The sequence below is a fragment of the Streptomyces sp. NPDC004111 genome (assembly GCF_042874215.1).
In the GTDB taxonomy this organism is placed as follows: domain Bacteria; phylum Actinomycetota; class Actinomycetes; order Streptomycetales; family Streptomycetaceae; genus Streptomyces.
In genome coordinates, this window is the sequence record NZ_JBIAMU010000013.1 from 32,628 (window position 1) to 55,529 (window position 22,902).

General features: G+C 72.6%; 21 protein-coding genes. 16 read left to right on the forward strand and 5 right to left on the reverse strand.

Annotation, left to right across the window (positions count from 1 at the left end):
- The 10 genes from pafA (at window position 1) to ACFYVL_RS24705 (ending at window position 10,230) form a co-directional block, all read left to right on the forward strand.
- On the forward strand, window positions 1-1,362 hold the full coding sequence (gene pafA / locus ACFYVL_RS24660; RefSeq protein WP_389248298.1) for a Pup--protein ligase: 1,362 nt from the start codon (window positions 1-3) through the stop codon (window positions 1,360-1,362).
- Between the two features lie 156 nt (window positions 1,363-1,518).
- Window positions 1,519-2,535 carry an FKBP-type peptidyl-prolyl cis-trans isomerase gene (locus ACFYVL_RS24665; protein ID WP_389248300.1) on the forward strand — a complete coding sequence of 339 codons (1,017 nt, stop codon included), beginning with the start codon at window positions 1,519-1,521 and terminating at the stop codon, window positions 2,533-2,535.
- Between the two features lie 52 nt (window positions 2,536-2,587).
- Window positions 2,588-2,962, forward strand: coding sequence for an FKBP-type peptidyl-prolyl cis-trans isomerase (locus ACFYVL_RS24670; protein WP_389248302.1), 375 nt, complete (start codon window positions 2,588-2,590; stop codon window positions 2,960-2,962).
- Between the two features lie 151 nt (window positions 2,963-3,113).
- Window positions 3,114-4,073, forward strand: a complete 960-nt coding sequence (locus ACFYVL_RS24675; protein ID WP_389248304.1) for a helix-turn-helix transcriptional regulator — start codon at window positions 3,114-3,116, stop codon at window positions 4,071-4,073.
- Window positions 4,074-4,087: 14 nt separating this feature from the next.
- Window positions 4,088-5,068: a helix-turn-helix transcriptional regulator gene (locus tag ACFYVL_RS24680; protein WP_389248306.1), complete on the forward strand. Its 981-nt coding sequence runs from the start codon at window positions 4,088-4,090 to the stop codon at window positions 5,066-5,068.
- Between the two features lie 103 nt (window positions 5,069-5,171).
- Window positions 5,172-5,426 (forward strand): hypothetical protein, encoded by a 255-nt coding sequence (locus tag ACFYVL_RS24685; protein WP_389248308.1) that lies wholly within the window; start codon window positions 5,172-5,174, stop codon window positions 5,424-5,426.
- 47 nt (window positions 5,427-5,473) lie between these two features.
- On the forward strand, window positions 5,474-5,671 hold the full coding sequence (locus ACFYVL_RS24690; RefSeq protein WP_389248310.1) for a hypothetical protein: 198 nt from the start codon (window positions 5,474-5,476) through the stop codon (window positions 5,669-5,671).
- 222 nt (window positions 5,672-5,893) lie between these two features.
- Complete coding sequence (tatA, locus tag ACFYVL_RS24695; protein ID WP_389248311.1) at window positions 5,894-6,175, forward strand: Sec-independent protein translocase subunit TatA; 282 nt, start codon at window positions 5,894-5,896, stop codon at window positions 6,173-6,175.
- Window positions 6,176-6,281: 106 nt separating this feature from the next.
- Window positions 6,282-7,175, forward strand: coding sequence for a twin-arginine translocase subunit TatC (tatC, locus tag ACFYVL_RS24700; RefSeq protein ID WP_389248723.1), 894 nt, complete (start codon window positions 6,282-6,284; stop codon window positions 7,173-7,175).
- 235 nt (window positions 7,176-7,410) lie between these two features.
- Window positions 7,411-10,230, forward strand: a complete 2,820-nt coding sequence (locus tag ACFYVL_RS24705; protein ID WP_389248313.1) for a DEAD/DEAH box helicase — start codon at window positions 7,411-7,413, stop codon at window positions 10,228-10,230.
- A gap of 251 nt (window positions 10,231-10,481) precedes the next feature.
- Here ACFYVL_RS24705 and ACFYVL_RS24710 read toward each other — a convergent pair whose 3' ends face one another.
- The 3 genes from ACFYVL_RS24710 to ACFYVL_RS24720 form a co-directional block, all read right to left on the reverse strand.
- Window positions 10,482-11,294, reverse strand: coding sequence for a pseudouridine synthase (locus tag ACFYVL_RS24710; RefSeq protein ID WP_389248725.1), 813 nt, complete (start codon window positions 11,292-11,294; stop codon window positions 10,482-10,484).
- Between the two features lie 513 nt (window positions 11,295-11,807).
- Window positions 11,808-12,473 (reverse strand): fasciclin domain-containing protein, encoded by a 666-nt coding sequence (locus ACFYVL_RS24715; protein WP_389248315.1) that lies wholly within the window; start codon window positions 12,471-12,473, stop codon window positions 11,808-11,810.
- 75 nt (window positions 12,474-12,548) lie between these two features.
- Window positions 12,549-14,417 (reverse strand): molybdopterin-dependent oxidoreductase, encoded by a 1,869-nt coding sequence (locus ACFYVL_RS24720; RefSeq protein WP_389248317.1) that lies wholly within the window; start codon window positions 14,415-14,417, stop codon window positions 12,549-12,551.
- Window positions 14,418-14,548: 131 nt separating this feature from the next.
- On the opposite strand from ACFYVL_RS24720, the gene ACFYVL_RS24725 reads away from it, so the two are divergent.
- Genes ACFYVL_RS24725 through ACFYVL_RS24740 form a run of 4 tightly spaced genes read left to right on the forward strand, consistent with a single transcriptional unit; the run spans window position 14,549 to window position 18,856 of the window.
- Window positions 14,549-15,886 (forward strand): NAD(P)/FAD-dependent oxidoreductase, encoded by a 1,338-nt coding sequence (locus tag ACFYVL_RS24725; RefSeq protein ID WP_389248319.1) that lies wholly within the window; start codon window positions 14,549-14,551, stop codon window positions 15,884-15,886.
- Between the two features lie 23 nt (window positions 15,887-15,909).
- Window positions 15,910-16,704: a DUF1365 domain-containing protein gene (locus ACFYVL_RS24730; protein WP_389248727.1), complete on the forward strand. Its 795-nt coding sequence runs from the start codon at window positions 15,910-15,912 to the stop codon at window positions 16,702-16,704.
- Window positions 16,701-18,020, forward strand: a complete 1,320-nt coding sequence (locus ACFYVL_RS24735; RefSeq protein ID WP_389248321.1) for a class I SAM-dependent methyltransferase — start codon at window positions 16,701-16,703, stop codon at window positions 18,018-18,020. The genes ACFYVL_RS24730 and ACFYVL_RS24735 overlap by 4 nt, the downstream gene beginning before the upstream one ends.
- Window positions 18,017-18,856 carry a DUF1295 domain-containing protein gene (locus ACFYVL_RS24740; protein ID WP_389248323.1) on the forward strand — a complete coding sequence of 280 codons (840 nt, stop codon included), beginning with the start codon at window positions 18,017-18,019 and terminating at the stop codon, window positions 18,854-18,856. Before ACFYVL_RS24735 ends, ACFYVL_RS24740 begins: the two co-directional genes overlap by 4 nt.
- On the opposite strand, the gene ACFYVL_RS24745 is transcribed toward ACFYVL_RS24740, so the two are convergent.
- Window positions 18,839-19,999, reverse strand: coding sequence for a sensor histidine kinase (locus ACFYVL_RS24745; RefSeq protein WP_389248325.1), 1,161 nt, complete (start codon window positions 19,997-19,999; stop codon window positions 18,839-18,841). The genes ACFYVL_RS24740 and ACFYVL_RS24745 overlap by 18 nt on opposite strands.
- A complete protein-coding gene (locus tag ACFYVL_RS24750) occupies window positions 19,996-20,673 on the reverse strand; it encodes a response regulator transcription factor (protein WP_389248327.1) in 678 nt (225 codons plus the stop codon). The genes ACFYVL_RS24745 and ACFYVL_RS24750 overlap by 4 nt, the downstream gene beginning before the upstream one ends.
- A 248-nt stretch (window positions 20,674-20,921) precedes the next feature.
- Here ACFYVL_RS24750 and ACFYVL_RS24755 point away from each other — a divergent pair, with 248 nt between their 5' ends.
- Entirely contained in the window at window positions 20,922-21,563 is a 642-nt protein-coding gene (locus ACFYVL_RS24755) for a M15 family metallopeptidase (protein WP_389248329.1), read from the forward strand.
- On the forward strand, window positions 21,560-22,852 hold the full coding sequence (locus ACFYVL_RS24760) for an endonuclease/exonuclease/phosphatase family protein (RefSeq protein ID WP_389248331.1): 1,293 nt from the start codon (window positions 21,560-21,562) through the stop codon (window positions 22,850-22,852). The genes ACFYVL_RS24755 and ACFYVL_RS24760 overlap by 4 nt, the downstream gene beginning before the upstream one ends.
- Window positions 22,853-22,902 lie beyond the last annotated feature (50 nt).

Genomic DNA, 22,902 nt, shown 5'->3' on the forward strand with positions numbered 1-22,902 from the left:
ATGGACCGCCGCATTTTCGGGCTGGAGAACGAGTACGGCGTCACGTGCACGTTCAGGGGACAGCGCCGACTGTCTCCTGACGAAGTGGCGCGCTACCTCTTCCGCCGTGTTGTCTCATGGGGCCGCAGCAGCAACGTCTTCCTGCGGAACGGCGCCCGCCTGTACCTGGACGTGGGATCGCATCCGGAATACGCAACTCCCGAGTGCGACAACCTGACCGAGCTGGTCACCCACGACAAGGCGGGCGAGCGCATTCTCGAAGGCCTGCTCGTCGACGCCGAACGCCGCCTGCACGAGGAGGGAATCGCGGGCGACGTCTATCTGTTCAAGAACAACACCGATTCCGCCGGGAACTCCTACGGCTGTCACGAGAATTACCTGGTGGCGCGGCACGGAGAGTTCTCCCGTCTCGCGGACATCCTCATTCCGTTCCTGGTGACGCGTCAGCTGATCTGCGGGGCGGGCAAGGTGCTGCAGACGCCGCGCGGTGCGGTGTACTGCGTGAGCCAGCGTGCCGAGCACATCTGGGAGGGCGTCAGTTCCGCGACGACCCGCTCCCGGCCGATCATCAACACCCGTGACGAACCGCACGCGGACGCGGAGCGCTACCGCCGTCTGCACGTGATCGTCGGCGACTCGAACATGTCGGAAACGACGATGCTGCTGAAGGTCGGTGCCACCGATCTGGTGCTGCGCATGATCGAGGCGGGCACGGTGATGCGGGACCTGACACTGGAGAACCCGATCCGGGCGATCCGTGAGGTCAGCCACGACACCACCGGTCAGCGCAAGGTGCGGCTCGCCAGCGGCCGGGAGGCGTCGGCCCTGGAGGTGCAGCGCGAGTACTACGAGAAGGCGGTGGACTTCGTCGACCGCCGCGGCATCCGCACCGGCACCGTGGCGCAGGTGCTGGAGCTGTGGGGCCGCACCCTCGACGCGATCGAGGCGGAGGACCTGGACCGGATCGGCACCGAGATCGACTGGGTCATGAAGTACAAGCTGATCGAGCGGTACCGGGAAAAGCACAACATGACGATGTCGCACCCGCGGGTCGCGCAGATAGACCTCGCGTACCACGACATCCACCGGCGCCGCGGGCTGTACTACCTGCTGGAGCGCAAGGGGCAGGCCGCCCGGATCTGCAACGACCTGAAGATCTTCGAGGGCAAGTCGGTGCCGCCGCAGACGACCCGGGCGCGGCTGCGCGGCGACTTCATCCGGCGGGCGCAGGAGCAGCGCCGGGACTTCACCGTCGACTGGGTGCACCTGAAGCTGAACGACCAGGCGCAGCGCACGGTGCTGTGCAAGGACCCGTTCCGGTCGGTGGACGACCGGGTGGAGAAGCTGATCGCCGGGATGTAGCCGGCCGCCAGGAACGGCAGCCGGGAGCACCTGCCCGCCGGGGCCCCGCGGACATCCGTCCGCGGGGCCCTTCGCATGCCCTCCGACGTACCGGGGGTACGGGGCCGTAGAGTGGCGGCCACTGACCACCAGTCCCCCCAACCCCCGAGGACACTCGTGCGACGCCGACTTGCAGCCTTGTTGATCGTTCCGGCCCTGGCGCTCACCGCCTGCGGGGGCGGTGAGTCCAAGGAACCGACGGACGAGAAGAGTTCGTCCTCGTCTCCCGACAAGGCGGCGCAGCAGCCGGAGGCGCCCAAGCCGGTCAAGTCCGCGGACCCGATGCCCACCGTCAAGGGCGAGGTGATGAAGCAGCCCCAGCTGACCATCCCCAAGGGTGAGCCGAGCGGCAAGTTCGTCGTGAACACCGTCAAGGAGGGCGACGGCGCCGAGGTCAAGAAGGGCGACCTCGTGATGGCCGGCTACGAGGCACGGATCTGGAAGGGCAGCCAGTCGCTGGGCGGCTCCTACGGTGACAAGGCCGCGCCGCCGCAGATGATCGCGGCGGGTTCCCCGGCCGTCATCCCGGCGTTCTCGCAGGGTGTGCTGGGTCAGAAGGTCGGCAGCCGGGTGCTGGTCGTGGCGCCGCCTGCCGCGGCCTGGGGCCCGCAGGGCAAGCCGGAGATGAAGGTCGGCCCGAAGGACAACCTGGTCTTCGTCCTCGACATCCAGAAGGTGGTCCCCAAGAAGGCGGAGGGGAAGCAGAAGGAGACCGCCGCCGACATGCCGAAGATCCAGGCGGACAAGGAGGAGGCCGCCACGATCACGATTCCGAAGAACGACCCGCCGAAGAAGCTGGTCTCGGAGACGCTGATCGAGGGTGACGGCGCGGAGGTCAAGAAGGGTCAGACCGTGTACATGCAGTACAGCGGTGCGGCCTGGAAGCTGAACCAGGGCAAGCCGAAGGCGGAGCTCTTCGACACCAGCTGGAAGACCGGTGCGCCGTTCGTCACGCCGATCGGTGCGGGCGCGGTCATCCAGGGCTGGGACCAGGGTCTGATCGGCAAGAAGGTCGGCAGCCGGGTCATGCTGGTGATCCCGCCGGAGATGGCGTACGGCGACAAGGAGCAGGGGCCGACCCTGCCTGCCAAGTCCACGCTGGTCTTCGTCGTGGACATCCTCGCGGCAGTGTAAGACTGTCCGGGTTGTCCCGAGAGTCACACATGCACGAAGCAGGAGCACAGCAGTGAGCATCGAGAAGCCCGAGATCGACTTCCCCGAGGGCGACATCCCCACGGACCTGGAGATCCAGGACCTCTGGGAGGGCGACGGCGCCGAGGCCAAGGCCGGCGACTACGTCAAGGTCCACTACGTCGGCGTGGCCTTCTCCACCGGTGAGGAGTTCGACGCCTCCTGGAACCGCGGCACTCCGCTGGAGTTCCAGCTCGGCGCCGGTCAGGTCATCAAGGGCTGGGACCAGGGCGTCCAGGGCATGAAGGTCGGCGGTCGCCGCCGGCTGACGATCCCGGCGCGCCTGGGCTACGGCGACCGCGGCGCGGGCGGCGGTGTCATCGCTCCGGGCGAGGCGCTGATCTTCGTCTGCGACCTGATTTCCGTCTGAGTGCACGGACGGTCGCACGACGTGCGCTGAAGAGGGCCCCTGCCGGACCGGCAGGGGCCCTCGGCTTTTGCCGCGACACCCCGGGGCGGTACGGTCGACGGTCGTAGCGCCGGGACGGTTCGTGGCGCACTTGACTTCAGAGAGGGCGTCGATGGCGATTGCCAAGGCCGAGCGTTTGATGAACCTGGCGCTGTGCCTGCTGGGGACCCGGCGCCCGCTCAGCAAGCGCGAACTCAAGGAGTCGATCGAGGCCTACCTGGAGGCGGGCAACGAGGAGTCCTTCAACCGGATGTTCGAGCGCGACAAGGACGACCTGCGCGAACTCGGCCTGGTCATCGAGACGGTGGAGAACCTGGACGGTGACACCGGGTACCTGGCCCGCCGTGACAGCAACCGGCTGCCCGCCATCACCCTCGACGCGGAGGAGGCCGCCGCGCTCGGTCTGGCCGCGAAGGTCTGGCAGCAGGCCCGGCTCGCGGGAGCGGCCAGCGGCGCACTGCAGAAGCTGCGCGCCGCCGGAATGCCCGAAGCCGACGATCCGTACGACGGACCGCAGCACAGTGCTCTGGAGCCGCGGATTCCGGTGCACGAGGCGGCCTTCGAGCCGCTGATGCTGGCCTGCCGGGACCGCCGCCCCGTCGTCTTCGACTACCGCAAGGCCACCGCGGCCCGCCCCGAGACCCGGCAGGTCGAGCCGTGGACCCTGGAGTGCTGGCGCGGCCACTGGTACCTGGCGGGCTGGGACCGGGACCGGGAGGCCGAGCGGGTGTTCCGGCTCTCGCGGATCACCGGCAAGGTGCGCTCCCGCGCGGGCGCGTTCCGCGCGCAGGTGCCCGACGTGGTGACCGTGCGGGAGACCGTGGAGAGCTGGGCGGGGGAGACCGCGACCCGCAGCGCGCTGATCAAGCTGCGCGCGGGGGCGGGCTATCCGCTGCGCGCACGGGCCGGCGCGGTGCGTGAACTGGGCGACGGCTGGGACGAGCTGGCGATTCCGTACGGGCACGGGCTGGACGCCTGGCTGGTGGAGTTCGGCCCGGACGTGGTGGTGCTGGAGCCCGCGGACCTGCGGGCGGACGTCGTGGACCGGCTGCGCGCCGTGGCCAAGGGCTGAGGGGCGGGGCTGACATGGCGACCAACGCGATCGACCAGACACGGCGGATGCTGTCGCTGGTGACGTATCTGCGGGAACGGCCCGGGGCGCACATCGAGGACGTGGCGCGGGCCTTCGGGATCACCCAGGACGAGCTGATCTCGGACCTGGACGTGCTGCCGATGTGCGGGACCAGCTTCCGGGGCGGCGACCTGCTCGACATCGACACCGACGGCGAGCGGATCTGGTGGCACAACCCGGACGACGTGGCGGCGCCGCTGCGGCTGGCCGCCGACGAGGCGACCGCGCTGCTGGTGGCCGCGCGCGCGGTGGCCACCCTGCCGGGGCTGCGCGAGGGCGACCGGCAGGCACTGCTGCGGGCCACCGCGAAGCTGGAGGCGGCGGCCGGCGAGGTCGCCGGGGCCAGCTCCCGGCTCTCGGTGACCTTCGAGTCCGAGGGCGGCGTCTTCGCCGACGTCGACCGGGCGATCTCGGAGCGGCGGCGGCTGTGGCTGCGCTACTACTCGCCCGCCCGCGACGAGCTGACCGAGCGCGAGGTGGACCCGATCCGGCTGTTCGCCGTCGGGCACACCTACATGGAGGCGTGGTGCCGGCTCTCGGAGGACCGCCGCACCTTCCGGCTCGACCGGGTCGCCGAGATCAAACTGCTCGACGAGCCGTCCGCGGCTCCGGAGATCGAGCTGCGGGACCTCTCCGAGGGGCTGGTGCAGCCCGCGGCGGAGGACCCCGAGGTGGTCGTCGAGGTGGGGCCCGGCGGGCGGTGGGTCGCCGAGTACTACCCGCACGACAGCGCCGAGGAGCTGCCCGACGGCGGTCTGCGGGTGACGCTGCGCACCCCCGACCCGGCGTCGCTGCGGCGGCTCGCGCTGCGGCTGGGCCGGGACGGGCGGATCGTGTCCCCGGCCGGCCTCGCGGACAGCGCGCGGACGGCGGCCCGGGACGCGCTGGCGGCGTACGAGTCGGCGGACGCACGAGGTCCGGGCGGACTCGCCTGAGGAACGGACGCAGCCGCGGTACGGATCCGGACCGGCCGCACCGCAGAAACGGTCCGGTCCCGCCGCAGAACCAACAGAGCAACACAAGAGGAGAGCTGGAGACATGTCCGTGATGTCTGGTGTGGTCGCTCCGGTGGGAGCGGTCCTCTTCAAGGCAGGCTGCCCCGACTGCCGTGCCCGGTTCGAGCTGGACGCGCAGGAGCTGCGGCTGGCGATCGGCGGCAGCCGCCGTACCACCTTCTACTCCTTCACCTGCCCGGCCTGCGGGTCCTCCGTGCGCAAGCCGGCGGGCGAGCGGATCGTGGAGCTCCTGACCGGCGGCGGCGTCCGGACGCTGCGCCTCCACACCGCGCTCTGAGCTCGCCGCCGTCCCACGTCCGCCCTTTAAACGTCTAGGCTCTGCCCATGTTCTGGCCCATGCTCGCCATCGCCCTCGGATTCCTCGGACTCGCCGTGCTCGGAGTCCTCGCGATCAGGGTCTTCGCCGAGGTGCGGCGGCTCGGCCACCAGGTCGAACGCAGCTCGCGGCAGATCAACAGGGCGGCCCAGGAGCTGGAGCGTTCCGCCGAGAGCCTGGCGCGTACCGGCGAGGCATTGCGTTAGCCGGGCGGTGCCGGTACAGGTCTCCACCACTGCTCACCCGGGCGGTACGCTCGGTTAACGCGGCCCCAGAACGAGGCGACGGGTCGCTACCCGGGCGACGCACGGGCATTGCCCCGCGTTTACCCCCTCGGGTTACGATCGCTGGCAGCGCGGCGACCGGACAGATGTCCGGCCGGTCGAGTGCCAGACCCCCCTGTCGCCTCGGTGAAGAAGGTAAACAGCATGAATCTCGGTGCCCCCGAAATCATCCTCATCGTCCTGGTCGTCATCCTGCTCTTCGGTGCGAAGAAGCTGCCCGACATGGCCCGCTCGCTGGGCAAGTCGGCCCGCATCCTCAAGAGCGAGGCCAAGGCCATGAAGAAGGACGACGCTCCCGAGCAGGCCCCGGCGCAGGCGGACACCCAGCACCACCAGACCGCCGAAGCCCCCCGCACCATCAAGGCCGCGCCCGGCGACGTGACCAGCTCGCGCCCGGTGTCCGAGCCCACCGACACCCAGCGCTGACCCAGGTCCGCCGCAGGCACCGCAACCGGTGACCCCCTGCCGCACGAGATGAGGACGTGGGTTGCTCAAGTCTGCCCGCAAGACGGAGAAGGACCCCGAGGGCCGGATGCCCCTCGTGGAACACCTGCGTGAGCTCCGCAACCGGCTCGCCAAGGGTGTGCTCGCCATTGTGGTGGTCACCATCGTGGCTCTCTACTTCAGCCAGGACCTGCTCGGCTTCATCACCGAACCGGTGCCCAAGTGCGCCAAGGACGTGACGAGCGACGGCGGCAACTGCGCCATCGTCTCCTTCAACTCGCTGATGGCACCGATCAGCGTGACGATCCAGTTGAGCCTCACCGTCGGGCTCGTGGCATCCAGCCCGGTCTGGCTCTACCAGCTCTGGGCCTTCATCGCGCCGGGTCTGCACAAGAACGAGAAGAAGTACACGTACGCCTTCGTCGGCGCTGCCGTGCCGCTGTTCGCGGGCGGCGCCTACCTCGCGTACCTGATCCTGCCGGTCAGCGTGAAGGTGCTCATCAGCTTCACGCCCTCCGGCTCCGCGAACATCCTCTCGCTCGGCGACGTCCTCGACTTCACGCTGCGCATGGTGCTCGTCTTCGGCATCAGCTTCGAGCTGCCGCTGATCCTGATCATGCTGAACATGACCGGTGTCCTCTCCGGCAAGCGCATGGTCAAGTGGTGGCGCGGCGTCATCATGGGCGTCTTCGTGTTCGGCGCGGTGATCACGCCGACGACCGACCCCATCGGCATGCTGGCCCTGGCCGGGCCGATCGCCGTCCTGTACTTCATCGCGGTCGGCTTCTCGCTGCTGAACGACAAGCGGCGGGCGCGCAAGGACCCCGACGCGGAGCTGGACCCGGACGAGGCGTCCCACCTGGATCTGACGCCCGAGCCGCTGGAGCACGTGGTCGAGCCCGTCACCGCCGGCCGCACCCCGCTGCCCGAGCAGGCCGACGGCGGCCGCAAGCAGCTCAACGGGTACGACGACATCACCTGAGCCCGAGCCCGCCGGGGCGCCCGAGGCACCGACGTGCCCGGCCCCGGGACACGGCGCAGGCTGCCGCGGCGGGATACGCCGCCACCCCCGGTCCCACAGGGTCCCCCCGGAGCACTCCGGGGGGACCCTGCGCATGTCCGGCAGGCCGCGCCGCGCGTCGATCCGGGCGGGGCCTTCCAAGGGGCGATAAAGATCGGGCTGAGTGTCAGGGGTGGCGGGTAGGCTCGAAGACAAGATGACAGAGGACCTCTCACCAGCCGAGCGATACGCCGCCTCCCGGATCCGCGCCGCCGAGGAGGCCACCGCGCTCCACCCCTTCCGCGCCATGTACGACTTCGACCTGGACCCCTTCCAGATCGAGGCCTGCGAGGCGCTGGAGGCGGGCAAGGGCGTACTGGTCGCGGCACCCACCGGCTCGGGCAAGACGATCGTCGGCGAATTCGCCGTGCACCTCGCCCTCACCCAGGGCGGCAAGTGCTTCTACACCACGCCCATCAAGGCGCTGTCCAACCAGAAGTACCAGGACCTCGCCAAGCGCTACGGCGCCGACAAGGTCGGGCTGCTCACCGGGGACAACAGCGTCAACTCGGACGCGCCCGTGGTCGTGATGACCACCGAGGTGCTGCGCAACATGCTCTACGCGGGCTCGCAGTCCCTGCTCGGGCTCGCCTACGTGGTCATGGACGAGGTGCACTACCTCTCCGACCGCTTCCGGGGCGCCGTGTGGGAAGAAGTGATCATTCACCTTCCCGAGTCGGTGACCCTGGTGTCGCTGTCGGCGACCGTCTCCAACGCGGAGGAGTTCGGCGACTGGCTCGACACCGTGCGCGGGGACACCGAGGTGATCGTCTCCGAGCACCGGCCCGTGCCGCTGTGGCAGCACGTCCTGGCCGGCCGGAAGATGTACGACCTCTTCGAGGAGTCCGACGACGGCCGCGGCGGGCGCCGCGAGGTCAACCCCGACCTGCTGCGCATGGCCCGGATGGAGAACCAGCGGACGTACAACCCGCGGGACCGGCGGCGCGGCAAGATGGTCCGCGAGGCCGACCGGGAGCGCGAGCGCAGATCGCGGACCCGGATCTGGACGCCCAGCCGCGCCGAGGTGATCGAACGCCTCGACTCCGCGGGGCTGCTGCCCGCGATCACCTTCATCTTCAGCCGGGCCGGCTGCGAGGCCGCCGTGCAGCAGTGCCTGTACGCGGGGCTGCGGCTCAACGACGAGGACGCGCGCCAGCAGGTGCGCGAGCTGGTGGAGGAGCGGACCGCCTCCATCCCCGGCGAGGACCTGCACGTCCTCGGGTACTACGAGTGGCTCGAAGGACTGGAGCGGGGCATCGCCGCGCACCACGCCGGCATGCTGCCGACCTTCAAGGAGGTCGTCGAGGAACTGTTCGTACGGGGCCTGGTGAAGGCGGTCTTCGCGACGGAGACCCTCGCGCTCGGCATCAACATGCCCGCACGGTCGGTGGTGCTGGAGAAGCTCGTCAAGTGGAACGGCGAGCAGCACGCCGACATCACCCCCGGCGAGTACACCCAGCTCACCGGGCGGGCCGGGCGGCGCGGCATCGACGTCGAGGGACACGCGGCGGTGCTGTGGCAGCGCGGTATGGACCCGGGCGCGCTGGCGGGGCTCGCGGGGACGCGGACGTATCCGCTGCGCTCCAGCTTCAGGCCGTCGTACAACATGGCGGTCAACCTGGTCCAGCAGTTCGGGCGGCACCGCTCCAGGGAGCTGCTGGAGACGTCGTTCGCACAGTTCCAGGCGGACAAGTCGGTCGTCGGGATCTCCAAGCAGGTCCAGAAGAACGAGGAGGGCCTGGAGGGCTACAAGCAGGGCATGACCTGCCACCTCGGCGACTTCGAGGAGTACGCGGCGATGCGCCGCGACCTCAAGGACCGGGAGACCGAGCTGGCCAAGCAGGGCGCCAACCAGCGGCGCGCGGCGGCGGCCGACTCGCTGGAGAAGCTCAAGGTCGGCGACGTCATCCACGTCCCGACGGGGAAGTTCGCGGGGCTGGCGCTGGTGCTGGACCCGGGGGTCGCTGCAGGCCGGAGCAACGGACACCGCGGCTTCGAGCACCACGACGGTCCGCGCCCGCTGGTGCTGACCGCCGAGCGGCAGGTCAAGCGGCTGGCGCAGATCGACTTCCCGGTGCCGGTCGAGGCGCTGGAGCGGATGCGCATCCCGAAGTCCTTCAACCCGCGCTCGCCGCAGTCCCGGCGCGACCTGGCCTCCCAGCTGCGCTCCAAGGCGGGGCACATCGTGCCCGAGCGGAAGCGCAAGGGGCGGGCCGCGGCGGCCGACGACCGGGAGATCGCCCGGCTGCGCACCGAGCTGCGCGCGCACCCCTGCCACGGGTGCGACGAGCGCGAGGACCACGCCAGGTGGGCGGAGCGGTACTACCGGCTGCGGCGCGACACCCGGCAGCTGGAAAACCGCATCGAGGGGCGGACGAACACCATCGCCCGCACCTTCGACCGGATCTACGCGCTGCTCACCGAGCTGGACTATCTGCGCGGTGACGAGGCGACGGAGCACGGCAAGCGGCTGGCCAGGCTGTACGGCGAGCTGGACCTGCTGGCGTCGGAGTGCCTGCGCGACCGGGTGTGGGAAGGGCTGAGCCCGGCCGAACTGGCCGCGTGCGTCTCGGCGTTGGTGTACGAGGCGCGGCAGTCGGACGACGCGGTGGCGCCGAAGGTGCCGGGCGGGGCGGCGAAGACGGCGCTCGGCGAGATGGTCCGCATCTGGGGCCGGCTCGACGCGCTGGAGGAGGACCACAAGATCAACCAGGCGGAGGGGGTCGGCCAGCGCGAGCCCGATCTCGGCTTCGCCTGGGCGGTGTACATGTGGGCCTCGGGCAAGGGGCTCGACGAGGTGCTGCGGGAGGCGGAGATGCCTGCCGGGGACTTCGTGCGCTGGTGCAAGCAGGTGATCGACGTGCTGGGGCAGGTGGCCGCGGCGGCTCCCCGGGAGGGGAGCACGGTGGGGAAGAACGCGCGGAAGGCGGTGGACGCGGTGCTGCGGGGGGTGGTGGCCTACAGCTCGGTGGGCTGAGGGGGCCGTTCGGCGGGGGTGTGGTGAGGGAGTGGGCCCTCGTGGGACTTTGGTCCGGCGAGGGCCCTTTGGTGTGGGGGCGTGGGGTGGGGGTGCGGGTGCGGGCGCGGGGTGCGGGGGTGTCCGGGGGTGGGTTGTGCGGCTCCGCCGGGGGCCGCCCCCTTGCCCGCCCGTTCCGCCCCCTTGGGCGGCCCCGTCGCCCAAGGGGGCGGGGCGGGGCGGGCGGGCAAGGGGGCGGGGTGGGGCGGGGGTTAGGGGAGGGTGCGGTGGGTGGTGAAGTGGTGGGGGGTGTGGGTGAAGGGATCGGTGAAGCTGAGGGTGCGGGCGAGGAGTTGGAGGGGACGGGAGAAGTCGTCCGGGGGCGGGTCCGTCAGGTGCGGGAAGTAGGGGTCGCCGAGGATCGGGATGCCGAGGGCGTTCATGTGGACCCGGAGCTGGTGGGTGCGGCCCGTGTGCGGGGTGAGGCGGTAGCGGCCCACGTTGCCCTCGTGCGAGACGAGTTCGATGCGGCTCTCGCTGTTGGGTTCGCCGGGGATCTCGCGGGCGGCGACGATGCCGGGGGCCTTCTCGATGCGGCTGCGGACCGTGCGGGGGAGCGTCAGTGAGGGGTCGTACGGGGCCAGCGCCTCGTACTCCTTGTGCACCTGACGGTCGCGGAAGAGCGTCTGGTACGCGCCGCGGGACTCCGGGCGTACGACGAACAGGACCAGCCCCGCCGTCAGCCGGTCCAGCCGGTGCGCCGGGCTGAGCTCGGGCAGGTCCAGCTCGCGGCGCAGACGTGCGAGCGCCGTCTCGGTGACGTGCCTGCCGCGGGGGGTGGTGGCCAGGAAGTGCGGCTTGTCGGCGACGAGGATGTGCGCGTCGCGGTACAGCACGGGCAGCGGGAACGGAACAGGCGGCTCCGCAGGGAGGTCCCGGTGGAACCAGATTTCCAGGCCCGGGGTACAGGGCGCGTCGGGGGCGAGGGACGTGCCGTCGGCCACGACGAAGGCGCCCTCCCGGAACATCCGGTCGATGACGCCGGGCCCGGCGGCGGCCAGGCGGCCGAGGAGATACCCGCGCACGGTGGAGTCGGGGCACCCGGCGGGTCCGTACGCGGCGTCCGGCGCGGAGTCCGACGCGGAGTTCGCCCCGGCGTCCCGCCCGTGCGGCGTGTGCCCGTCGTCCGGTGCGGAGTTCCGTCTGCGGGGTCCGTGCGCGGCGTCCGGCCCCGTGTCTTGTCCGCGCGGTCCGTGCCCGTCGTGCGGTGCGGTGTTCCGTCTGCGGGGTCCGTGCGCGGCGTCCGGCCCCGTGTCTTGTCCGCGCGGTCCGTGCCCGTCGTGCGGTGCGGCGTCCGGCCCGCAGGGCCCGTGCTCGGCGTCCTGCCCGCGCGGTCCGTGCCCGTCGTTCCGGAGGGTGTTCGGAGCGGCGTGCGGGATCTTCAGGTGTACGGGGTCGATGCCCAGGCGCTGGGGCAGGGGAGCGGGTGTGGCGGGGCGGCGGCGGGGTCTGCGGGTCATGGTGCGTCAAGGGTACGGAGGGGCGGGCAGGGGTCGGCCCCGCCGGTTGTGGGGCGGCGGGGCCGGGTCGGGACGCGGTCAGCTCTTCGGCATGAGGACCGTGTCGACGATGTAGACGGTGGCGTTGGCCGTGGGGACGTTGCCGCAGACCACCTTCGACGAGCCGTTGACCTTGTACGACTCGCCGGAGCCCGCCGTCGTCAGCGTGGACTTCTGCAGGGTCGGGTAGGTGCCGCTCTCCAGCTGCTTCGGGGTCAGCTTCTGGCCCACCACGTGGTACGTGAGGACGTTGGTGAGCTTGGCCTTGTCGGCGAGCAGCGCGTCCAGGTCGGCCTTCGGGACCTTGGCGAAGGCCTCGTTGGTCGGGGCGAACACCGTGATGTTCTTCGCGTTGTTGAGCGTGTCGACCAGCCCCGCCTTCTTCACGGCGGTGACCAGCGTGGACAGGGCGGGGTTGTGCGACGCGGCGGTGGCCACGGGGTCCTTGGCCATGCCGTCGAAGCTGCCCGCGCCCTCCTTCGGGACTCCGGCACAGGCCGGGCCGAACGGGCCGCTCATCGGGTCCTCACCGCTCGGCGAAGAGCCCATGCTCGCCTGCTGGGTCGGCGTGGAGTCGGCCTTCGCGGCCGAATCCTTGTCCTTGCCCCCGTCCGAGCAAGCGGTCAGCGCCAGCGGGAGCAACGCCGCGGCGGAGACGGCAAGGGCGGCACGGCGGGCGACGGAGCGAGTGCGGGTGGTGCTCATGACGTTCTCCTAGATCGGGGGTGTACGTGGTGGATCGTTGCGGTGGTTTTCGGGGGCCGGGTCGCACCGGTGGTCTCAGGGCACGCTGACCACCACCGAATGAAGGCCGGTCGCGCCGTCCGGCACGGTGCCGACCCGGCGTTCGGTCTGGGGGACGCCCGTGCGGTCCGTCGCGCGGACTTCGAGCGTGTGGCTGCCGGGGGTGGCCCGCCACGGCCAGGACCACTGCCGCCAGGTGTCGCGGCTGGTCTCGGCGGCGAGCCGCGCCTCCTGCCACGGGCCGCCGTCGACCCGTACCTCGACGCGGGCGATGCCCCGGTGCTGCGCCCAGGCCACCCCGGCGACCGGTACCGTGCCGGCCCGGGGTGAGGCGAACGGGCGCGGGGTGTCGATCCGCGACTGCGTCTTGACCGGTGCCTCGCGGGCCCAGTTCCGGCGCACCCAGTACGCGTCGAAGTCGTCGAATGAGGTCAGTTCGAGGTCCCGCAGCCACTTGCACGCCGATACGTAGCCGTACAGGCCGGGGACCACCATGCGGACCGGGAAGCCGTGGTCGAAGGGGAGCGGTTCGCCGTTCATGCCGAGGGCGAGGAGGGCGTCGCGGCCGTCCATGACGGTCTCGACGGGGGAGCCGAGCGTCATGCCGTCGGTGGACGTCGCCACCAGCTGGTCGGCGGGCCCGCCGCGCGAGGGCGGCCGTACCCCGGCCTCGCGCAGCAGGTCGGCCAGCCGGACGCCGATCCAGCGGGCGTTGCCGACGTAGGGGCCGCCGATCTCGTTGGAGACGCAGGTGAGGGTGATGTCCCGCTCGACCAGGGGCCGCGCGAGCAGGTCGTCGTAGCTGAAGGTCAGGGGCTCGCGCACACCACGGCCGTGCAGGGTGAGCCGCCAGCGGGAGGCGTCGACACGGGGGACCACCAGTGCGGTGTCGACCCGGTAGAAGTCGCCGTTGGGCGTGGTCAGGGGGCCGAGGCCGGGCACCCGCAGTTCGGCGCCGGCAGGTACGGGGCGGGCGCGGTCGGCCGGGGCGGGCAGGGCGATGCGGGCCCGTGCCGCCGACGAGCCGGCCTGCCGCCCGGAGTTCAGGAACCGCCCGAGGAGGCCCGCACCGGCCGACAGGGTGACGGCCCCGGACGCGGCGAGGACGAAGGCCCGCCGGTCGAACCTGTGCACGGAGGCCCCTTCGGCAGGGCTCCCGGCGTCGTCGGCGGCGGCGGAGCTCTCCGTCTCCGGCGCCCGGCCAGCGGCGCCGGGCGCACCCCCGTCGGCCGCCCGGCCGCTCTCCTCCTCGGCAACCGGGTGGGCCGCCCGGGACCCCGCAGTGGTCTGCGGGGGCCCACCCGGGGAGGGAGACCGGGAGCCCTCCGACGTGCCCCCGGTCTCCCCCGTGCCGGCCGGAACGGACGGGGACACCGCAGACCCCGCGGGGAGATTCGCTCCGGCCTCGGGCGCCGCCGCTGTCCTCCCCGCCCCGGGGGACGGGCGCGCGCCCAGCTTCGAGGTGAGCAGGAGGAGCACCGCGGCCCCGGCCAGACCTCCCAGCAGGGAGGGCAGCGTGTCCGCGAGGCGTCCGTCCGGGCGCTCCAGGGCCGCCCAGGCGCCGAGCGCGCCGAAGGCGAGGACCAGGAGGGCGCCGGTGCGGCGGCGCCGGGTGGCCAGCAGGCCGGTCGCCACGGCGAACAGTGCCAGCAAGGCCAGGATCCCGAGCTGGAGGACCAGCTTGTCCGCGGTGCCGAAGGTGCGGACGGCGAAGTCCTTCACGAAGCCGGGCGTACGGTCCACGACCGCCCCGCCCACCGCCGCGACCGGCCCCGCCTCGGGGCGTACGGCCGCGGCTGCCAGCTCCGCCGCGCACAGGGCGGCGAAGCCCGCGATCAGCCCGCCGAGAGCCGCCGCCGCGGTGACCGCGGCGCCGTCTCCTCGCCTTCCGGATTTCTTGCTCACGCAATGCATTCGGTGCGGCGGGCGATTCCGGATTGGTCCGATCGGCCGGTTCAGCCTTTTGGCTCACCGACCAATCCGTTCGGCCCTCCGCTCCGAAGTACCACCGGGAGCCTTGGACAGATGGAGGAAGAATGTCAGGCGCAGGGGAGAACGGGCAGGTCACGGGGGAGCGACCGGCCACCGCGGTGATCGGGGGAGGGGTGGCCGGGTTGACCGCGGCCCATGTGCTCGCCCGGGTGCACCATGTGACGCTCTACGACGCGGAGCCCCGGCTCGGCGGGCACGCGCACACCCACGACGTGCCGTCCGCCGACGGCCGCATTCACCGGGTCGACTCCGGTTTCATCGTGCACAACCGGCGCACCTATCCGCATTTGCTGCGGCTCTTCGGGGAACTCGGGGTGGCGACCCAGGAGTCGGAGATGAGCATGTCCGTACGGTGCGAGGGCTGCGGCCTCGAATACGCGGGGGCGCGCGGCCCCGGAGGGCTGTTCGCCCAGCCGCGCAACGCCACCCGGCCCGCCTACCTCCGGATGCTCGCCGAGGTGCCGGTGTTCCACCGCAGGGCCCGGCGGCTGCTGGCGCAGGGGAGCGCGGGAGACGGAGCGGGGGAGAGCGGCGGAGGCCCCGGGGCGCGGGAGGCGCTCACCCTCGGCGAGTTCGTGCGGCACGGGCGCTTCTCCGCGTACTTCGTGGCGCACTTCCTGACCCCGCTCGTCTCCGCCGTCTGGTCCTGCGACCCGGCCACCGCGCTGCGCTACCCGGCCCGCTACCTGTTCCGCTTCCTCGCCCACCACGGTCTGCTCGGCATCGGCGGTTCGCCGACCTGGCGGACCGTGACGGGCGGGTCGAGGGAGTACGTCGACCGCGTCGCCAAGCAACTGCACGCCGTCCACACCGCCACCCCGGTGCGTTCGCTGCGGCGGCACGCCGACGGGGTCGAGGTGACGAGCGAGGACGGCAGCACCGCCCACTACGGCCGGGTGGTCGTCGCCGTCCACCCGGACCAGGCGCTGCGGCTGCTCGCCGACGCCACGGAGGCCGAACGGCGGGTGCTCGGCGCGTTCCGCTACTCCCGCAACCCCACCCTGCTGCACACCGACACCCGGGTCCTGCCGCGCAGCCCCCGCGCGCGGGCCGCCTGGAACTACCTGATGCCGTCCTGCGCCGCCGGCGCCGACAGCGTCCGGGTCAGCTACGACATGAACCGGCTCCAGCGGCTCGACGCCCCCGAGACGTACGTCGTCACCCTGAACCCCGGCGAACTCGTCGACCCCACCCGGGTGGTGGAGCGGATGGAGTACGAACACCCCGTCTACACGCCCGAGTCGGTGGCCGCACAGGCCCTGCTGCCCACGCTGAACTCGCCGACGACCGTCTTCGCGGGGGCGTACCACGGCTGGGGTTTCCACGAGGACGGCTGCCGCTCCGGGGTCGAGGCTGCTGCCGCTCTGGGGGTGCCCTGGTGAGCGGCACGCGGTACGGCGCGACGATGCGGCAGGCCCGTGGCGCGGAAGCGGCCCCGGCCGCGGATCCGCGGGGCCCGGAAGCCCGCGACGCCCCCGCGCTCTACCTCTGCACCGTCACCCACGCCCGCACCTCGCCCCGCCGCTACCGCCTCAGGCACCGCACCTACATGTGGTACGTCGACCTGGACCGGCTGCCCCGGCTGCCGCGCCCCTTGCGCCCGTTGGCCCGGTTCGACGCTCGTGACCACTTCGGCGGCACCGGGCCCGGCATCCGCGCCGGGCTGGAGAGGTTCCTGGCCGCGCGCGGCGTCGACCTCGACGGCGGCCGGGTCACGATGCTCGCGCACGCCCGGGTGCTGGGGTACGTGTTCAATCCGCTCAGCCTCTACTGGTGCCACGGGCCCGGCGGCGAACTGCGCTGTGTCGTCGCGGAGGTCCACAACACCTACGGCGAACGCCACTGCTACCTGTTGCGCCCCGATGAGCGGACCGGTCAACTGGCAGACGTGGCAAAGGAGTTCTACGTCTCACCGTTCCACTCCGTGGACGGCGACTACCGGATGAGGCTGCCCGAACCGGACGGGCGGCTGCGCCTGAGCATCCGCCTCGACCGCCCGGACGCCGGACCCTTCACCGCGGCCGTGCACGGCGAACGCAGGCCCGCCACCACGGCCGGGCTGCTGCGGACCGGAGTGCGCCACCCGCTGTCCACCCTGGCGGTCTCCGCCGCGATCCGTCTGCACGGCGTGCTGCTGTACCTGCGCCGAGTGCCCGTGCAGCACCGCCCCCGACACCAGCCCCAGGAGGGTCTCGAATGACCGTGTCCCTGCCCCCGGCCTCCCAGCCCCGGGCCACCCCGTCCACGGCCGCCCCGGCGCCCCGGCGGAGCGCGGGCACCCCGTGCGGCGCCGCCGTGGACCCGGCCCGCTGGCCCGACGTGGCCCGGCTGCCGAAGGCGTCCTGGGCACGCACCGCCGTCGCCCGGCTGATCGTGCGCCGAGCGCTGGCCCGGCTGCCGCTGACCGTGAAGTTCCGGGACGGCTCCACGCTCGGCACCGGCGGCCCCGTGATGCGGGTGTACGCGCCGGGCGCCTTCCACCGGCGCATCGGTGCGGGCGGCCTGATCGGCTTCGGCGAGTCCTACATGGCCGGCGAGTGGACGGCGGAGGACCTCGTCGGCGTACTGACGGTGCTCGCCGACCACGCGGCGACCCTCGTCCCGCAGAACCTGCAGCGGTTGCGCGGCGTCTGGGCGCCCAAGCAGCCCGCCGCCGCACGCAACACCCCCGAGGGCTCCCGCGACAACATCAGCCACCACTACGACCTGTCCAACGACCTCTTCGCGCTCTTCCTCGACGAGACCCTCAGCTACTCCTCCGCCGTCTTCCGCACCTTCCCCGCCACCGACGCACTGCTGCCCGCCGCCCAGCGCCGCAAGGTCGACCGGCTGCTCGACCTCGCCGGGGTCGGCGAGGGCAGCGAGGTGCTGGAGATCGGCACCGGCTGGGGCGAACTGGCGATCCGGGCCGCGGGGCGCGGGGCCAGGGTGACCAGCGTGACCCTGTCGACCGAGCAGCGGGAGCTGGCCCTGCGCCGGATCGCGGAGGCCGGGTTCGCCGACCGGGTCGAGGTCCTGCTGTGCGACTACCGGCAGGTGACCGGACGCTACGACGCGGTGGTCAGCGTGGAGATGATCGAGGCCGTCGGTGCCGAGTTCTGGCCCGCGTACTTCGCCACCCTGGAGCAGCGCCTGGCCCCCGGCGGCCGGGTCGCGCTGCAGGCCATCACCATGCCGCACGAGCGGCTGCTGGCCAGCAAGGACACGTACACCTGGATCCAGAAGTACGTCTTCCCCGGCGGGCTCATCCCGTCGCAGGAGGCGCTGGCGCAGACCGCGGCCGGGCACACCGGGCTGCGGGTGGCGGCCTCGGACGGCTTCGGCGCGCACTACGCGGAGACGCTGCGGCTGTGGCGGGAGCGCTTCGAGGCGCGTGCCGACGAGGTGGACGCGCTCGGCTTCGACGTGGTCTTCCGCCGGATGTGGTCGTTCTACCTGGCCTACTCCGAGGCGGGGTTCCGCTCCGGCTACCTCGATGTGCGGCAGGTGCTGCTGACGGAGGGCGGTGCCCGGTGAGCGGCTTCCCCTGGGGCGAGTGGGCCCTCAACCTCGGCTGGGCCGCGGGCGCGGCGCTCGCCGTCATGCTGGTCACCTTCGCCGTCGCGGTGCGGGTGGGCGTCCACCGGTTGGTCGACGTGGCCTGGGGCGCCGCCTTCGCCGCCGTCGCCGTCGTCTCCTACGCCCTCTCGGCCGGCTCCGGCGACGACGGGCGGCGGCTGCTGGTGGCCGTGCTCACCTGCGTGTGGGGGCTGCGGCTCGCCGTGCACATCGGGCTGCGCGGCCGGGGGCACGGGGAGGACCCGCGGTACGAGGCGATGCTCGCCAAGGCCCCCGGCGGGCGGCGCAACCTCTACGCGTTCCGGATGGTGTACCTGCTCCAGGGCGCACTGGTGTGGCTGGTGTCGCTGCCGGTGCAGACGGCGATGTACGCGCCCGTGGGGCTGGGGCCCCTCGCCTGGGCGGGCTGCGCGCTGTGGTGCGTGGGCCTGTTCTTCGAGGCGGTGGGGGACCGGCAGATGGCCCGGTTCAAGGCGGACCCGGCGAACAAGGGAAGGATCATGGACCGGGGTCTGTGGAGCCTGACCCGGCACCCCAACTACTTCGGCGACTTCTGCGTCTGGTGGGGCATCTTCCTCGCCGCCGCCGGGAGCTGGACGGTGGCCGGGGTGAGCGTGGTGGGTCCGCTGGTGATGAGCTATCTGCTGATCTTCGGCAGCGGCAAGCGGCTGCTGGAGCGGAGCATGGCGGACCGGCCCGGGTTCGCCGCGTACCGGGCACGCACCAGCGGGTTCTTCCCGCTGCCGCCGAAGCGGCGCGCGGAGGTGGCCGCCGGGTCAGGCGCCGGGCAGTGAGACCCGTACGGTGAGGCCGCCGCCCGCCACCGGTGTCAGCGTCAGCGTGCCGCCGTGCGCGTCGACGATGCCGGAGACGATCGCCAGTCCCAGGCCGTGGCCCCGCCGGGCGCCCCCGGCGGTGGCCGCCACCCGGCCGCGACCGCGCAGGAACGGTTCCGCGTAGGTGGCGACCGCGTCGGCCCGCAGCTCCTCCCCGGTGCTGGTCACCGTCAGCACGCCCGTCCCGCCCGGACCGCCGCCGGTGCTCAGGGCGACGGACCCACCGGTGGGGAGGTTGTGGCGCAGCCCGTTGTGGAGCAGGTTCAGGGCGAGCTGGCGCAGCAGCACCGCGTTGCCGGTCACCGGGGCCGGCCCGGTCTCGGCGGTGACGGCGATGCCCGCCTCGGCCGCCTCCTGACGCACCAGTTCCAGCGCCTCCTTCGCGGGCCCCGCCAGGTCCACCGGCCGCAACGGCAGCTCGGTCCGGTCGAGGGCGGACAGCTGGAGCAGCGCGTCGACGATCTCGATGCCGCGCTGGTTGGTCTCCCGCAGCCGGGACACCAGCCGCCCGTAGTCCTGCCCCGCGGGGTCGGCGACGGCGACGTCCAGCATGGTGCGGGTGACCGAGAGCGGGGTGCGCAGTTCGTGCGAGGCGTTGGCGGTGAACCGGCGCTGGGCCTCGAACGCCTCCTGGAGCCGCTCCAGCATGTGGTCGAAGGTGTCCGACAGGTCGGTGAACTCGTCGCGCCGCCCGGTCAGCCCGATCCGGTGCTCCAGCGAGCCGGAGGCGGCCCGGTCGGCGGCCCGGGTGATCTCGTGCAGCGGGCGCAGCACCCGGCCCGCGATGAACCAGCCGCCGGCCAGCCCGATCACGGTGACGGCGAGGAGTGTGAGGCCGGAGACCCGCACCACCTGGTCCATGATCTCCGCACGGCTCGGGGCGTTCGGCTTGTCGCGCGGATTGGACGGCATCAGCGGGTAGTTGGGGAACTTGTACATGGCCACGTAGATGACCCCGAGCGCACAGGCGGCCGTCACGACGGCGAACAGCGCGTAGCTGAGGGTCAGCCGCATCCGCGCGGTCAGCCGGCGGGCCCGCCAGGACAGCAGTGGGTCGAGGGGGCGGGCGGGGGTGGTCACGGCGGTGGGGGAGGCGTTCATGCGGTGGGGCCCGGTCCTTCGTCGAGTCGGTAGCCGACACCGGGCACCGTGTGGATCGTCCACGGTTCGCCGAGTCGTTTGCGCAGGGTGGAAATGGTGATGCGGACCGCGTTGGTGAACGGGTCGGCGTTCTCGTCCCAGGCCTTCTCCAGCAGCTGCTCCGCGCTGACGACGCCGCCCCGTGCGGTCATCAGCAGCTCCAGTACGGCGAACTGCTTGCGGGTGAGCGAGAGGTAGCGACCGCGCTGGAAGACCTCCCGGCGGAACGGGTCGAGCCGCAGGTCCCCGTACTCCAGGATCGGCGGGGTGGCGTCCTTGGGGCGGCGGGCCAGCGACCGCAGCCGCACCACCAGCTCCTTCAGGTCGAAGGGCTTGGTCAGATAGTCGTCGGCGCCGATCTCGAAACCGGTCACCTTCTCGTCCAGGTGGCTCGCTGCGGTCAGCATCAGCACCCGGCAGCCGATGCCGCGCGCCACGATGGCGCGGCACACGTCGTCACCGTGCGTGCCGGGGATGTCGCGGTCCAGGACCACCACGTCGTACGCGTGGACGGCGAGCCGCTCCAGCGCCGTGTCGCCGTCCCCGGCGATGTCGGCGGCGATTGCCTCCAGCCGCAGCCCGGCCTGCACCGCCTCCGCGAGGTAGAGCTCGTCCTCGACAATCAGCACCCGCATCGGCGGTTTTCTCCTCGTGCCGTACTTCGCGCCGCCCGGCGCGTTCCTCCGTGCGCCCGGCCCGCCCGGTTCTCCGTGCGTGCCGGGCCCAGCGGGCCCCTGGGGTCCGTTCCAGGTAACTACGCCCGGCTTATCGCGAACGTATCGAAAAATCGAAACGTCCGGACAACACCGCTCCCGTTGAACTGGAGGCATTCCAGAGCGGCCCCGCCCCGGGGCCGCGTCGCAGACGGCCGGGAGGAACCGGTATGCGTGAAACGAAACGGTCCGGCAGCTTGTGGGCGGCCGGCGGGCTGGCCCTGGCTGCCGCGGTCGGGGTGGGCTCGGCCGCGGTCCTCGCCCCGAGCTCCGACGGGGGGCTGGGGGCGCGCACCGAGATGGTGACCGACCGGCCCGGCGACGCCCGGACGCCCGGCGGCCCCGCAGGAGGCCGCAACGGCGACGGCGCGGCGGACCAGGGCAACGGAGCGATACCCGCCGGGCGCACCCTCACCCCCTTCGACACCGGGCACTCCGCCCTCAAGAACCTGGACCCCGCGCTGCTCAAGGCGGTCCAGCAGGCGGCGAAGGACGCGAAGAGCGCCGGTGTCGACCTGTTCGTCACGGCCGGCTGGCGCAGCAAGGAGTACCAGCAGCGGCTGCTCGACCAGGGCGTCGAGAAGTACGGAAGCCTGGAGCAGGCCCGGCAGTTCGTGCAGACGCCGGAGAAGTCCCGGCACACGCACGGCGCGGCGATCGACATCGGGCCGACCAACGCGGACGACTGGCTGATCCGCAAGGGCGCGGCCTACGGACTGTGCCAGGTGTACGCCAACGAGATGTGGCACTTCGAGCTGCGGACCGAACCCGGCGGGACCTGCCCGGAGCTGGAGAAGGACGCGAGCGGGTGACCCAGGTGCGCAACGACCCCTACCCGGACGTACTGATCGGCGGCGGATTCTCCGACCCGCAGAGCGAGGCGGCACCGGAGCAGCAGGCCGACGACGGGTACGGCCGGGAGGGCGGCGGGTACGGAGGGTACGGCCCGGAGGGCGGCGGGTACGACGACGCGTCCGGCGGACACCCGCACCCGTACGCCCCCGTCGGGCCCGACGACGCGGCCGGCGCGAACGGCCACGTGGCCGAGGACTCCGTCGGCGCTCCCGGAGCGGTCGACGCCGCGGCCCAGGCGCCCGGTGGGGCGCCGGTGGCCGCCCCGGCATCCCGGTGGCGCCGCCTGCTGCGGCCCGCCCCGGCACCCGGCAGCAGCCGCTGGCGGCGCGGGCGCGTCGCGGCGGGCGTCACCGGTGCGGTCGGCGTGCTGCCCCTGGTGCACTCCTGGGTGCCCAACACCCCGGGGAACCTGGGGAGTCTGCTGGAGACCCTGCTGCCCTGGTGCGGTCTCGCCGTCCCCCTCGGACTGCTGGCCGCGCTGCGCGTCCGGTCGGCTGCCGCCGCTCTCGCCGCCGCTCTCGCCGCCGTGGTGTGGCTCGCCGCCTTCTGGCCCGCGATGGCGGGCGGGTCGGCCGCCGGGGCGCCCGGTGCGGCGTCCGGCCTGACCGTCGTCACCCACAACATCGGCGCCGGCCACACCGACCCGGCCGCCGCGGCCCGCTCGCTCCTCGCCGCCCGGCCCGACCTGGTGGCGCTGGAGGAGATCACCGACGCCGCGTTCCCCGCGGTGGAGAAGGTGCTGACGCCCGCCCTCCGGCACCACGTGCGGATCGGGACCGTCGCGCTGTGGAGCCGCCACCCCTTCAACGACACCCGGCGGCTGGTGCTCGACCCCGGGTGGAGCCGGTCGCTGCGGGCCGAGGTGCGCGCCCCCGGCGGGCCGATCGCCGTGTACGTGGTGCACCTGCCGTCCGTACGGGTGGGGCTCTTCGGCTTCGGCACCGGGGCGCGCGACCGCGACGTGCGGGAACTCGACCGCGTGCTGGGCGAGGAGCGGCAGGACCGGGTGCTGCTCCTCGGCGACCTCAACGGCAGTACCGCCGACCGCACCCTGGCCCCGCTCGCCGAGCGGCTGCGGTCCGCCCAGGACACCGCGGGCGGCGGGTTCGGCATGAGCTGGCCGGCGGCGTTCCCGGTGGCCAGGGTCGACCACATCCTCGACCGGGGCCTGACCCCCACCGACGCCTGGACCCTGCCCGCCACCGGCAGCGACCATCTTCCGGTGGCGGCCAGATACCGGCGCTGAAGGCCCGCGGGCGGGCCGCCCCGCGGGCCCCGGGAGGCCCGGTGGCCCGG